The sequence below is a fragment of the Candidatus Omnitrophota bacterium genome (assembly GCA_028707125.1).
Taxonomy (GTDB): domain Bacteria; phylum Omnitrophota; class Gorgyraeia; order Gygaellales; family JAQTUX01; genus JAQTUX01.
In genome coordinates, this window is the sequence record JAQTUX010000001.1 from 928,023 (window position 1) to 941,381 (window position 13,359).

Below are 13,359 nucleotides of genomic sequence, written 5' to 3' on the forward strand. Positions count from 1 at the left end.
ACTACAGCTTTACAGTCACAGCCTCAGCAGCAGGGGTGGTCACCATAAAGATACCCGAAGGCGTTGCCCAGGATGCCTCAGCCAATACCAACACAGAATCAGTAACGCTCTCGCGCACGTATTCGCCGGCGCCTCCTGACACGACTCGTCCTACGATCACCTCATTGACCACGACCGCCTCAGAGCCGACCAGCTCAGCAAGTATACCTGTAACATTAGTCTTCTCTGAAAGCGTCACAGGGCTTCTTGCCACAGAGATCACTGTTACCAACGGCTCTGTCTCAGGCCTCTCAGGCTCAGGCACAAACTACAGCTTTACAGTCACAGCCTCAGCAGCAGGGGTGGTCACCATAAAGATACCCGAAGGCGTTGCCCAGGATGCCTCAGCCAATACCAACACAGAATCAGTAACGCTCTCGCGCACGTATTCGCCCGGGGCAAGGCCCAGGGCTACCTTAAGCGGCGTGCCTTCTGATCCGACCCAAGCGACTTCTGTAACTATCACAGTCGGGGGCGCGGGGGTCAATTATTATAAGGTAAAGATCGACAGGGGCAGCACCTTAGGCAGCTGGGATCAGTCTGGTGTAATGAGTATATCCAACCCCAGGATTATCTTAAGCGGATTAGGGGAAGGCAGATATACTGTATCAGTCATCGGCGGCCCTACCTTGGTAGTGGATAATAGATGGCAGGATATTAACGATCCTACGGTCGCGACCTGGGCGGTGGATATTTTACCTGTGGCAGTGCTTGATGCCGCTACCGTGCCCACAGGCACACTTTACAGCCATTCGGCCACCATCAGGGTAACCAACCAGAATGATGTGTATGAATACAAATATAAGCTTGATACAGACGCGGAATACACTTCCTACCGCGGCGTCAACATACCCATTTCATTAGATAATATACCGGCAGGAAGGCGCACCTTATCAGTCGTCGGCAAAGATAATGACGGCAACGAACAACAGGCCCCGACAGAAGTAAGCTGGGAGGTGGCTGCTTCTCCCGAGATCAAGTCAGCCCTGCCTTCTGAAACAGATCAGATTATGATCGAGGGCTCGACAATGGTCTTTAGCGTTGTTGCCTTTGATAGCAATGATACACAGCTGACTTACACATGGTCCCTGGATAACGACAGGGTATCTCAAATAACGGTAAGCACCATATCAGCGGCTACCGAAACAGCAAGTTCTTATACTTATTCTCCCGGTTTCAAGGCGGCCGGCAGGCATACATTAAAAGTGGAAGTTTCTGACGGCCATGAATCATCGCTGCCGGCTGTTTACGAGTGGGCTGTCGCGGTCAATGAGGCCGCCAATGAGCCGGTATTATCGTGGGAATTCAATACCGAAGGGAATAATGAGGGCTGGGTCAACGGCGGCGGCCTGGGTGTTCCGGCCATATCATCCGGGACATATAAGGCCGATTTTGACGGCGCGGAACCTGTGATGACCGGACCGTCCGGTTTGAATATCAGCACCTCGGCTGCTAAGACCCTGAGAGTGCGCTACAGGGTTTCTGGCGGTATAACAGCGCAGTTGTCCTGGGCAACAGATGCCGTTAATGAGAATACGGGAGATTTGATACGCGGGCAGGAAAATTTTCCCATAATCGGCGACGGCAGATTCCACGCAGCCAATGTCTATTTAGGCGAACACCCTGATTGGCAGGGGAACGTTACAGGTATATCATTCTATCCTGTCAGCGAGGCGGCAGTAGGCGAAATAGAGATAGATTATATAAGATTTACTGATATGGGGCCGTCTTCATCGCCTGACTGGGAATTCAATGATAATAATGCCGAATGCTGGTCCGGGCATGGGAACATCGCTACCCCATTTACGTTTGATAACGGCAAGCTTGTAACAGAGGTTACCGGTAATGATCCGATAATGGATATAGGGGGCGTATCAATTGATGCCGATATTTATAAAGGGCTTGAGATAAGATATCGTTTAAAAGGCGGCAGCAACAGCGCGGAAATATTCTGGCGCAGGGAATTAGGGGGGCAGATAGTTCATCACCGCCTGCAATTGCCGGCTCCGATCAAGACAGACGGATTGTTCCATACGTATTCAATAGACCTTTCTACCAATCCTTATTGGCAAGGCGAGGTAGTGTATTTCCGTTTTGACCCCACGATGTCGGGCAGCCCGGGTATAATTGGCGAGCCGGTTGAAGTGGAAGTGGACTATATAAAATTGGTCGCCTCATCGGCCGCTGCCCCCGTATGGGAATTTGATGAAGAGGGAGAGGCAGGCGGCTGGAGAAACCACGTCTTTGACGATCAGACAACTCATATGTCCGATTTTGAGATAAGCAACGGCACTCTTAAGACCAGGGTTACGGGCAGCAATTCCTTTATGGAGATCGGTTATGAGAATCCCAATCAGGTCTTTACGTTCAATGCCGACGGCTATAAAGGCATTTCTATCAGGATGAAGGTTGATAAAGGCAGGGTTGCCTCTGTGTCCTGGCTTAAAGACGGCAGTTACCCGCGTTCCGCTTTTAATATAATCGCCGACGGCCAGTTCCATACCTATGATATTGATTTCAGCGGCATCCCGCAATGGTCGGGCGATCTGTCGTATTTGAGGTTTAATCCCATTGAAGGCGCGACAGGTTTGGGGGCAAACGTAGAGATAGAATATATCAGGATCATAGACCAGCTGTATGGCCCGCGTTGGGAATTTGATGATGATGGCGATATGGAGGGATGGGTTTTGCAGCACTCGCTATCGGCTGTCGAAGGCCTGCCCGCGGTGGTATCCGGACGCCTCAAGGCCGAGATTACCGGCGGTTATCCTTCCATGTATATCAGGGATGGGGTTAGTTTCTCCGCCGTTACCTTCCCGCATGTTCAGATAAGATACAGGGTCATACCGGGCTCCCCAACCGGTGAATTGGCTGATGCCGCGCAGCTTCACTGGGGCGCGCGGGATGCGGGTAATAACTGGATCGCCGGAACAAAGGATTTTTCGATCAATTCAGACGGGCTTTGGCATGTTGCCAGCATTGACTTAAGCCAGGAGGCTAATTGGAAAGACGGCATCGTGTACCTGCGTTATGACCCCGTGGAAGGCGTTTCAAGCGGCGCGGTAGAAGTGGACTATATCCGTTTTTCCCATTACCGTCCGCCCGTAACTGATCTACCCGAGTGGTCGTTTAATATTGACGGGAATGCCCAGGGGTGGTCGCCTTATCGCTACCTTGACGATCCAGTCGTAGAGGACGGCAGGATGCAAACGCGAGTAACCGGCATTACTCCGTATATGTACGGCCCGCTGGGAGAGGATATAGATGCTGACGCGGCAAAGGGAGTTGAGATAAAATACAGGATAAGCGGTGATTTAGACGCTTTCCCAAGCCTGCAGAATGACCCTCGCATGCGCCTGCTCTGGATCAGGGATGGCGAAAGTTACAGCGCCAGCAGAATGAAGGTTATGCCTATAGAGCCGGACGGGCAATATCATACTCTTACGATCCCCCTGGGATCGGATGATAATTGGTCGGGTATAGTAAAGCGCCTAAGGATACATCCGCTCCTGAGCGTGTCTGAACTCAGGTCCGGTGAGTTGGCGGGAGCGGATCTCTATGCGGAGATAGATTATATAAAGATCACCGACCATCTGGCTCCTCATTACTGGGAGTTTGACGAGGCCGACAATACGGAAGGGTGGACGCCCAGGCATTCACTTTCCGACTTTACGGTATCATACAATGAAGACATATCGTCCGGGACGTTGTTGGCAAGCGTAACGAACGCGGATCCTTATATGTCAGTCAACAGCGTTAATTTCCCGGCGGACAACTTCCCTTACCTTCAGATAAGGTACAGGGCCCAGTCAGGGCACGCGGCAGAGCTGCATTGGGGCGCGAGGGATATCAATAGTAACTGGATCCCGGGATACGCGAATTTCTCCATTATTTCAGACGGGCTTTGGCATGTTGCCGATATCAATTTAAGCCGGGAGCCCCAGTGGCGCGAGAGGATCGTATCTTTCCGTTATGACCCCACAGTGGGCTCAAACGGCGAGGTGGAGATAGATTATATCCGGTTTTCAAGTTCTCCGGCCTCCGGCAGGGATGATATAGTGCCTCATTGGGAGTTTGACGAGGCCGACAATCCCGAAGGCTGGATACCCAGGAACTCTCTTTCCGACTTTACGGTATCATACAATGAAGAGATTTCATCCGGGACGTTAAATACCCGCCTTACCGGCTCCGATCCGTTTATGTCCACTTCCGGCGGAGTAGATTTCTCCGCGGCCACGTTCCCGTATGTCCAGATAAGGTACAGGGCCACTCCGGACGATTACGCTTCCGCCGCGCCGCAATATGAGGCGGCGCAGCTATACTGGGGCGCGAAGGACGCGAATAACGCGTGGATCTCAGGGGTGAAGAATTTCCTGATCAATGCGGACGGGATCTTCCATACCGCCACACTTGATCTAAGTCAGGAGGCCAATTGGAAGGAGAGGATAGTGTCTTTGCGCTACGACCCGGCAGTGAGAGCCGATAAAGATATGAGCATAGAGATAGACTATGTGCGTTTCTTTAATTCGCGGCCCGCGCCCGAGGCCCCCGAGTGGCTGTTTGACATTGACGGCAATAAACAGGGATGGTCGCCGAATAGGCAGATAGGGGAAGAAACGGGCGATTTTGAGGTGGAGGGCGGAAAGCTGAAAATGCGCGTAACCGGAAAGGATCCGTTTATATTCGGGCCTTTGGGACAGGAGATAGACGCAGATACATATAAATCCATAGAGATAAAACTTAAGATCGATGCCTCTCTGGATGTATTCCCCAGCCTTAAGAATGCCTACCTGCAGTTATATTGGGTGAGAGAAGGCGAGGACTTCAGCCAGGAGAGGTACAAGGCCGTTCCCATAGGTACAGACGGAGTGTATACGATTACAATGGGCCCGCAGGATATTAATTGGTCAGGCATGATAAAGCGCATAAGGATAGACCCTGTGGCATATCTGCCTGAATTCAAGGATGGCGTTCCGGCAGGAGATATCCGGGTTGAAGTGGATTATATCAAGGTCAGGGAGACCCCGTCTGTCGATCTGTCGCTTTCGCCCGCGGAGGGTGATTTTAATGTCGGCAGCGAATATATATTCAAGACAACATATATAGATAATAGCGCGAGGGAAGACATCGCCTTCGCGGAATTTCTCATCAGCGATGGGACGAAGACGATCAGGGCGCTGTATGTGCCGGCTGATGGAAAACTGCGTATTATAGATGATGACGGTAGATGGTCGGAAGGCTTTGATCCCGAATCCGCTAACAGGATCGAGAACAGGTATGGCACCCTGAATTGTTCAAGGACGAAAGTATATACTATAGGCACAACCGGCATAGGTATTGATTGGGCATTCAGGTTCAATGATGAATTTGCCGGCCCTAAAGATATGTCTCTTGCCGCGACAGAGCGCGTTGGCTCCGGGGAGGCAAGATTCTTAGGGTGGTTCAAGAAAGGCAGTATAAATATTATAGAGAAATAAAGCGATCCTTCCTTAATTTCCCGATCTTCAGCAATTCCCCCTGTTTCTGAAAACCCCTTTGTCTTTACCTGTTTTTATGCTAAAATTACCCAAAAGGGAGGTATGCCATGATTAAACGATTCTATCTGATTTTATTTATCCTTTTTCTGATCAGCGGATGTCAGGGGAAAGAACAGGGGTCGCCTGTCGCCATCGAGATCGACAAGATGAAGATCACGGCAGCCGAATTTGAAGACGCCTTTAATAATTCTTTCTTCGCGAAAACCTCAGACCCGTCGGCAAAAAAAGAATTCCTGGATAATTTTATTACCAGAAAGCTTATCCTGAGAGAGGCGGAGAGAGAGGGGCTGGATAAAAGCCCGAAATTCCTGCAGGACGTTGAACTCTTCTGGCAGCAGTCGCTGCTTAAGTTGATGCTGGACAGGAAGGCCAGGGAACTTTCCATTAATTTAGCCGTGGATGACAGGGAGATCAAAAAATATTACGACGCCCATCGCGACGCGGAGTTCTCCGGGAAGACGCTGGAAGAGGCCTACGGGCAGATAAAGTTTATGATCCTGCAGAATAAAGGGACGGAAGCGCTCTCCGGATGGACGGATTCCTTGAGAGAGAAGTCAAGCGTGAAGATAGGACGGGAATTATTGAATATTGAAGTAAAATAGGGGGGCGGTTATGGATATGGATAAGAGGAGATTAAGAAGGAATTATTTTATTGATAAGGAGTTCCAGACGAAATTTATCCTTAAGTTCTGCCTGATCGTTGTCTTGTCGTCTTTGGTATTGAGTTTTTTTATAATATTCCTTTCCCGGGGCTCTACCACCGTTACGATCGAGAATGCCAGGGTCATGGTAAAGGGGAGCGCTGATTTTATATTCCCCATACTGCTTCAGACATTGCTTATCGCCACCGTGTTTTCGGCGGTCGCCGTCAGCGTCCTGACCTTATTTATCTCGCACAGAATAGCCGGGCCGCTTTATAGAATGAAGAGGGAAATAGATATATTGAAAAGCGGCGATCTGACCCCGAGTTTTAAGATCAGGGAAAATGACCAGTTGCAGCATTTGGCATCCGCGCTTTCCGAACTGTCGGGTTCCTTAAGGGATAAACACAAGGCCGTAAAGGAAAAGGCGTCGCAGCTGCGCGATTTATTGCGGCAGCCGCAGTATAACAAAGAAGCGGTTGAAAGCAAATTAAAGGAATTAGAAGACGCCCTGAATTATTTCAAGATCTAAATGCCGCGCCTTATCAGAAGAGATTTAAGCTTATTGTCCGCCGTCCTCTTATGCCTTTCTGTTCAGGGATGGGCTTTTGCCGACGAGGTAACGAGCAAGTATTTCAAAGCTAATATCCGGGGCGGCGGCGATATCTACCGCGCGCTTGAGAAGCTGGATATAAAAAGCTTACGCCAGCCGGACGTAGCGCTCAATAAGGGCGCCTCCGACGCGAAAGACATATTAAAGAATACGCTGGATACGCTGTATCTTGAGGTCTCCGATATCCTGGATATCCATATGTACAGCTTTCAGATCAACCTGGAGGTCCTGCCGGATAAAAACAGCCTTAAGGCGCTTTTACGGGAGCTTTATGGAGCGGGGGCGGACGCGGACTCATTTTATTTTTACGAAAGGAATACCATATATATATCTTTGGAGAGGATGACCCCGGGCATGCTGGCGCACGAAACAGCGCACGCGATCCTGTCCCGTTATTTTGCCGTGCCCGCTCCGGAGAAGGTGCAGGAGGTGCTTTCGGCTTACGTAGAGCACTCCCTGAATAAAAAATTGACAAATCATTGATTTTATGTTATACTTTCTACTCTTATGAAGATATTGACAATACCCAGGAAATCCGAGATCAAACGTAAATGGTACCTTCTGGACGCCAAAGGGAAGATACTGGGCAAGGTAGCCGTTAAAGCGGCAACCCTGCTTAGGGGCAAGCATAAGCCCACTTTTACTCCTTATATGGATACGGGCGACTGCGTAGTCGTGATAAACGCCGCGGATATCAAGGTTACAGGCGCCAAAATGGAGCAGAAGTTATACAGGAGGCATTCCGGCTATCCCGGGGGGCTGCGCGAGGTCCCGTTGGGAAAAATGCTGGCAGCAAGGCCTGAGCAGGTTATGCGGCTGGCCGTGAAGAGGATGCTGCCCACTTCCGCGTTGAGCAGATGTATGCTCAGGCGGCTTAAGATCTACGCCGGCGAACAGGGTTACTCAAAGTCATTGAAACCAACATCACTGGAGGTTTAAAGATACATGGAAGAGGTCATTAAATATACGGCCACCGGCCGGCGCAAGGAGTCGGTAGCGAGGGTAATCCTTGTTTCCGGAGAGGGCAATATCACGGTCAATGAGCGGCCGCTGGAAGGGTATTTCAAGAGAGAGACAGACAGGATCGTCATACAGCAGCCATTTTCAGCGACTAACACCTTAAAGAAGTTTGACTGCGTTGCCAAGGTTTCCGGCGGCGGGATATCAGGCCAGACAGGGGCGCTGAGGCTGGGTATCGCCAGGGCGCTGTTGAAGGCGGATGATTCGCTGTCGCAGATACTCAAGAAAAGCGGATTTCTTTCGCGCGATGCCCGTATGAAAGAGCGCAAGAAGTTCGGGCAGAAGGGGGCACGCAGGCGCTTCCAGTGGACTAAGCGTTAATATAAATATTTCTTGGAAAACAGGCCTATCTCGACGAAAAATATATTGACGAGATAGGCTTTTTCTTTTATCATAAGTTAATACTCGAGGAGAAAATAAGAATGTTAAAGGTCGGCATTATCGGGGCAAGCGGTTATACCGGTGGAGAATTGATCAGGATCCTCCTCAGGCATAAGGGCGTGAGGATCACCTATCTCGCCAGGGGCCGGGATACAGGCGAGCGGATAGAAGAGATCTTTCCCTGGCTGAAAAATATATTAAGCATGGAGTGCGGCGGGGTAAAATTAAGCGGCATAAAGGAATGCTGCGACCTTGTCTTTATGTCCCTGCCGCATGGCCTGGCCGCGTCCTATGTCCCGGCGATACTTAAATACGGCAAGCGGGTCATTGATCTGAGCGCGGACTACAGGTTTAACAGCGCGGCGGTTTACGGCCTGCCTGAATTAAACAGAGAGAAAATAAAAGGGGCGCGCCTGATTGCCAATCCCGGATGCTACGCTACCGCGGCGATCTTGTCCCTTGCCCCGTTGGTGGCCGGTTCCCTCGTTGAACCGGGTTCGCTTATTGTTGACGCGAAATCAGGCGTAAGCGGCGCGGGAAAAAGGCAGGAGCTGGAATACTCATTTTCCGAAAGCAACGAGAACTTTAAGGCGTATAAGGTTGCCTGTCATCGCCATAATCCCGAGATAAACCAGGCCCTTTCAAGGCTCAGCCGGCACAAGGCCTCAGTTACATTTGTGCCGCACCTGCTTCCTTTAAACAGGGGTATCTATGTGAGCGCGTACGCCAGGTTAAAGCATAGCAAAAGCGCCGCCGCGCTGACAGCCATTTATGAGAAGTTCTATAAGCGCGAGCCGTTTATAAGGGTTTTAGGCGGCGATACGCTGCCTGAGATAAAGAATGTGGTTAATACGAACTTCTGCGATATAGCGATAAGGGTTTCGCCGAAGGACAGGACCGTCATCGTTCTGGGGGCTATAGACAATCTTGTGAAGGGCGCGTCAGGGCAGGCAGTGCAGAATATGAATATAATGCATGGTTTCCCTGAAACGGAGGCATTGGTTTAGGGAAGTAGAGGAGAATGTGGTGATACTAAAAAATGCAGTTTTGCCTATTGGATATAAGGCAGGAGGTATTTCTTGCGGCATAAAGAAGAGCGGCAAGTTAGATTTGGGCCTGGTTTATTCACTAATGCCGGCATTGACGGTCGCGGCATTTACCGGCAACAAGATCCAGGCGGCGCCGGTCATCGTTGATAAGGAACGCTTAAGAAGAAATGAGTTTATACAGGCGATCATCGTAAACAGCGGGAACGCCAACTGCCTTACGGGAGCAAGAGGCAGGCGTGACGCCGCGGCAATGGCTGATCTTACCGCGGATGCCCTGGGTATAGACAGGAAAGGCGTGTTGGCCGCGTCAACCGGCATTATAGGCAAGGCCCTGCCTTTGGACAAGGTCAAAAGCGCGCTTCCTGACCTGGCGCGGCGGCTTTCCACAGGCGGCCTCGGCAGTTTTGCCAGGGCAATAATGACGACTGACACCGTTGATAAGAAGCTGGCTGTGCGGTTTAAGATAGGTTCAAAGGACGTAACCATCAGCGCGTCCGCTAAAGGCGCCGGCATGCTGGCGCCGCAGCTCAACGTGCATCCGGCAGCTACGATGCTCGCCTTTTTTCTGACCGACGCTTATATTGAGAAGCCCGCGTTAAAAAAGGCCGCCTCCCTGTGCCTTGCAGAGTCGTTTAACTCCATAACCATAGACGGATGCATGAGCACTAACGATTCGGTTTTCTTTATGTCAAACGGCCTTGCCGGTAATAAGCGCATAAAGGCCGGCAGCGGGGACTACGCGGTATTCCTTAAGGCGTTGAAATTTCTGAGCCGCGAGATAGCGTTGATGCTGGTAAAAGACGGCGAGGGCGCCACTAAGCTTATACGCGTAAGGGCCGTCGGCGCCAGGAGCATTAGTGACGCGCGCAGGTGCGCTTTCAGCGTGGCAAATTCAAACCTGTTCAAGGCCGCTGTCTATGGCGAAAATCATAATCCCGGCAGGATAGCCGCGGCAGCCGGCTCCTGCGGTATAGGCATAAAAGAAAGTGATTTAGATATACGCGTAAGCCGTTTGAAGGATAAGCAGGTGAATGTCGACATATATCTGAATAGCGGCAAACATGAAGCGGTAGTGTATACTTGCGATCTATCTCCGGAATACGTCAGGATCAACGCGAGTTACAGTTAAGGCGGGATAAAATATGGAAGAGGCGATAAAGAAGGCGGAGGTCCTCATTGAGGCGCTGCCTTATATCAAGAGGTTTCACAAGAAGACAATAGTGATAAAATACGGCGGCAGCATACTCGGCGATAAAAAGATAAGGCGCTCTATTCTGGAGGACATAGTCTTCCTCAGCTATATGGGCCTGCGGCCGGTGCTTGTGCACGGCGGGGGCCCGAACATTTCCGAGAGGATGAAGACCGAGGGCCAGAAGACGGATTTTGTGGACGGCATGAGGGTGACCGATGCCAGGACCTTGAAGATAGTGGAAGAAGAATTGGAGAGTTTGAACGCGGGGATAGTCTCCGAGTTGAAAAAATGCGGCGGTTCAGCCGCGGGGTTGAACGGCAAGGACCTGATCGCGGTAGAGAAGAAGGCATCAGAGATAGACCTTGGTTTTGTCGGCCACGTGACATCAGTGAAGGCGGAGATCATGGAGAAGGAGCTTTCCGAAGGCAGGATAGCGGTTGTCTGCCCGATGGGAAGGGATAAGAGTAATAATGTCTACAACGTAAATGCCGATGAGGCCGCCTCTAATATAGCCGCCGCGCTCAAGGCGGAAAAGATGGTCATGCTTACTAATGTCAAGGGCATAGTGAGGAACGCGGAAGACCCAAATTCTCTTTTGTCCACGCTTACGGTAAAAGAGGCAAAGAGCCTCATAGGCGGCAAGGTGATACAGGAGGGTATGATACCCAAGGTTTCCGCCTGTATATTGTGCCTGGATAAAGGCGTGAAAAAGACGCATATAATAGACGCGCGCACGCCTCACGGGCTGCTGCTTGAGATCTTCACTGACCAGGGCATCGGGACCGAAATCGTTAAATGAATAAACAAGAGATCTTTGATACATATAGCGAATGCATAATGCCCACATACACGAAGGTGCCTTTGATTTTCGTCAAGGGCAAGGGTTCGTATCTGTGGGATATACACAACAGGAAATACCTGGACTTTTTTCCGGGCTGGGGCGTGGGCAATGTCGGCCATTGCAATCCGGACGTAGTGTCCGGCATACGCGACCAGGTATCAAAACTGATCTTTGTGCCCAATAATTATTTTCACGCTCAGCAGGCAAGGCTGGCGCGCGAGGTAATACACTGGTCGTTCCCCGCGAAGGTATTTTTCTGCAATTCCGGAGCAGAGGCCAACGAAGCAGCCATTAAGCTTGCGCGCAGGTTCGGGAGGGGAAGATACGAGATCATAACTTTTGAAAAGTCATTTCACGGCAGGACCCTGGCAAATATTGCCGCCTGCGGCCAGAAAAAATACCAGGAAGGGTTTGAACCGCTTCCGGAGGGATTCAAGACAGTCGCCTTCAACGACATTCAGGCGGTAGAGAAGGCGGCAGGCGATAAGACCGTTGCCGTAATGCTGGAGCTGATACAGGGCGAAGGCGGCATAAACGTTGCCGGCAGGGAATTTGTAAACGCGGTAAGAAGGATCTGCGACGAGAAGAAGCTGCTTATGATAGTTGATGAGGTGCAGACCGGTATAGGCAGGACAGGCAAGATGTTTTGTTTCCAGCATTATGGCATTGTTCCCGATGTGGTCACTCTTGCCAAGTCCCTGGGAGGGGGCCTGCCTATAGGTATGATGCTGGCTAAAAAGGAGATCGCCGATACTCTGCCTCCAGGGTCTCATGCCTCAACATTCGGAGGAGGTCCCCTGGTCTGCAAGGCGGCATTGGGGGTATTCAAGGCGATTGATAAGGGTAAACTGCTCAATAATGCCGGTAAACAAGGGGATTACCTGAAGCAGGGCTTGCTGCAACTTAAAGAAAAACATCAGATCATCCAGGATGTCCGGGGCATAGGATTGATGCTTGGAGTAGAATTGAAGATCAAAGGGAATAAAATAGTGGAGCTGTGCAGGGATAACGGTTTGTTGATAAACTGCACGCAGGAAAATGTTTTAAGGATAATGCCCGCCTTAGGCGTTGGCGAAAAAGAGATAGATAAGGCGTTGGGCATACTTGACAGGGCGTTGAAAATATGAAAAAGGACCTGATCTCCGTCAGCGAATTAAGCTCAAACGATGTTTGCAGGATATTTAACCTGACCGACAGGTTAAAGGGCAAAAAGATAGCGCGGAGTTTAAAGAATAAGACGCTGGCGCTTATCTTTCAGAAGCCGTCAAACAGGACGCGCGTATCCTTTGAAGTGGGTATGTATCAATTGGGCGGCAATGTAATATACCTGAGCCCTAAAGAAATAGACCTGGGGGTGCGCGAGTCCATAGCGGATGTGGCAAAGACGCTTTCTCGCTACGTGGATGCCATTGTACTGCGGACATATGAGCATAGGAATGTCATTGAGATGGCAAAAAGCGCGTCAGTGCCCGTGATAAACGGCTTAAGCGACCTTCTGCATCCCTGCCAGGCATTAGCAGACCTTTATACCATACAGGAGAAAAAGGGCAGGTTGAAGGGGGTCAGCGTGGCTTATATAGGCGACGGAAATAATGTGTGCCATTCGCTTATGGTCGGCTGCGCCAAGATGGGCGCGCATATAAAGGTGGCGTCTCCCGCCGGCTATGGGCCGGATAAGGATATTCTGGAGGAGGCGGAGATACTCGGCAAGATCACGGGCAGCAAGGTCTCTGTCGCGCATTCCGCCAAAGACGCCGCGAATTCAGCCGACGTGATCTATACCGACGTCTGGGCGAGCATGGGCAAGGAGGAAGAGGCGCAGAAGAGAAAGGAAATATTCAGGGATTTTCAGGTCAATAAACAACTGGCCTCTTGCGCCAGAAAGGACTATATATTTATGCACTGCCTGCCGGCCCATAGGGGCGAGGAAGTGACTGACGATGTGCTTGATAGTAAAAATTCGGTGGTCTTTGACCAGGCGGAAAACCGCCTGCATGTGCAGAAGGCGATACTTCTGATGCTGCTGAAGAAGGGTAAGGTGTAGAG

Annotated in this window: 11 protein-coding genes; all 11 read left to right on the top strand. The window is 50.7% G+C overall.

All coding sequences use genetic code 11. From position 1 onward, the window contains the following. Positions 1-35: 35 nt before the first annotated feature. The 11 genes from PHR44_04620 to argF all read left to right on the top strand — a co-directional run bounded on the left by PHR44_04620 (position 36) and on the right by argF (position 13,357). A complete protein-coding gene (locus tag PHR44_04620; protein MDD4909947.1) occupies positions 36-5,516 on the top strand; it encodes an Ig-like domain-containing protein in 5,481 nt (1,826 codons plus the stop codon). Between the two features lie 107 nt (positions 5,517-5,623). Then, positions 5,624-6,178 (top strand): SurA N-terminal domain-containing protein, encoded by a 555-nt coding sequence (locus PHR44_04625; GenBank protein MDD4909948.1) that lies wholly within the window; start codon positions 5,624-5,626, stop codon positions 6,176-6,178. A 16-nt stretch (positions 6,179-6,194) separates the two neighbouring features. Continuing rightward, positions 6,195-6,749 carry a methyl-accepting chemotaxis protein gene (locus tag PHR44_04630; GenBank protein MDD4909949.1) on the top strand — a complete coding sequence of 185 codons (555 nt, stop codon included), beginning with the start codon at positions 6,195-6,197 and terminating at the stop codon, positions 6,747-6,749. 33 nt (positions 6,750-6,782) lie between these two features. Further along, on the top strand, positions 6,783-7,313 hold the full coding sequence (locus PHR44_04635; GenBank protein MDD4909950.1) for a hypothetical protein: 531 nt from the start codon (positions 6,783-6,785) through the stop codon (positions 7,311-7,313). Positions 7,314-7,337: 24 nt separating this feature from the next. After that, positions 7,338-7,769: a 50S ribosomal protein L13 gene (gene rplM / locus PHR44_04640; GenBank protein MDD4909951.1), complete on the top strand. Its 432-nt coding sequence runs from the start codon at positions 7,338-7,340 to the stop codon at positions 7,767-7,769. A gap of 6 nt (positions 7,770-7,775) precedes the next feature. Then, positions 7,776-8,171, top strand: coding sequence for a 30S ribosomal protein S9 (rpsI, locus tag PHR44_04645; GenBank protein MDD4909952.1), 396 nt, complete (start codon positions 7,776-7,778; stop codon positions 8,169-8,171). Positions 8,172-8,272: 101 nt separating this feature from the next. Next, positions 8,273-9,238, top strand: a complete 966-nt coding sequence (gene argC / locus PHR44_04650; GenBank protein MDD4909953.1) for an N-acetyl-gamma-glutamyl-phosphate reductase — start codon at positions 8,273-8,275, stop codon at positions 9,236-9,238. 19 nt (positions 9,239-9,257) lie between these two features. Continuing rightward, the gene (gene argJ / locus PHR44_04655; GenBank protein MDD4909954.1) at positions 9,258-10,409 is read left to right on the top strand and encodes a bifunctional glutamate N-acetyltransferase/amino-acid acetyltransferase ArgJ; all 1,152 of its coding nucleotides are present in this window, start codon (positions 9,258-9,260) and stop codon (positions 10,407-10,409) included. Positions 10,410-10,422: 13 nt separating this feature from the next. Further along, entirely contained in the window at positions 10,423-11,271 is an 849-nt protein-coding gene (gene argB, locus PHR44_04660) for an acetylglutamate kinase (GenBank protein ID MDD4909955.1), read from the top strand. Next, positions 11,268-12,440 carry an aspartate aminotransferase family protein gene (locus tag PHR44_04665; protein ID MDD4909956.1) on the top strand — a complete coding sequence of 391 codons (1,173 nt, stop codon included), beginning with the start codon at positions 11,268-11,270 and terminating at the stop codon, positions 12,438-12,440. The genes argB and PHR44_04665 overlap by 4 nt, the downstream gene beginning before the upstream one ends. Further along, positions 12,437-13,357 carry an ornithine carbamoyltransferase gene (argF, locus tag PHR44_04670; GenBank protein ID MDD4909957.1) on the top strand — a complete coding sequence of 307 codons (921 nt, stop codon included), beginning with the start codon at positions 12,437-12,439 and terminating at the stop codon, positions 13,355-13,357. The genes PHR44_04665 and argF overlap by 4 nt, the downstream gene beginning before the upstream one ends. Positions 13,358-13,359: the final 2 nt, after the last annotated feature.

Bases quoted from the DNA above. Each gene is read 5' to 3' on its own strand.
- rpsI (MDD4909952.1), top strand. From the start codon at position 7,776: ATGGAAGAGGTCATTAAATATACGGCCACCGGCCGGCGCAAGGAGTCG.
- PHR44_04625 (MDD4909948.1), top strand. From the start codon at position 5,624: ATGATTAAACGATTCTATCTGATTTTATTTATCCTTTTTCTGATCAGC.
- PHR44_04630 (MDD4909949.1), top strand. From the start codon at position 6,195: ATGGATAAGAGGAGATTAAGAAGGAATTATTTTATTGATAAGGAGTTC.
- rplM (MDD4909951.1), top strand. From the start codon at position 7,338: ATGAAGATATTGACAATACCCAGGAAATCCGAGATCAAACGTAAATGG.
- argF (MDD4909957.1), top strand. From the start codon at position 12,437: ATGAAAAAGGACCTGATCTCCGTCAGCGAATTAAGCTCAAACGATGTT.
- argC (MDD4909953.1), top strand. From the start codon at position 8,273: ATGTTAAAGGTCGGCATTATCGGGGCAAGCGGTTATACCGGTGGAGAA.
- PHR44_04665 (MDD4909956.1), top strand. From the start codon at position 11,268: ATGAATAAACAAGAGATCTTTGATACATATAGCGAATGCATAATGCCC.
- argB (MDD4909955.1), top strand. From the start codon at position 10,423: ATGGAAGAGGCGATAAAGAAGGCGGAGGTCCTCATTGAGGCGCTGCCT.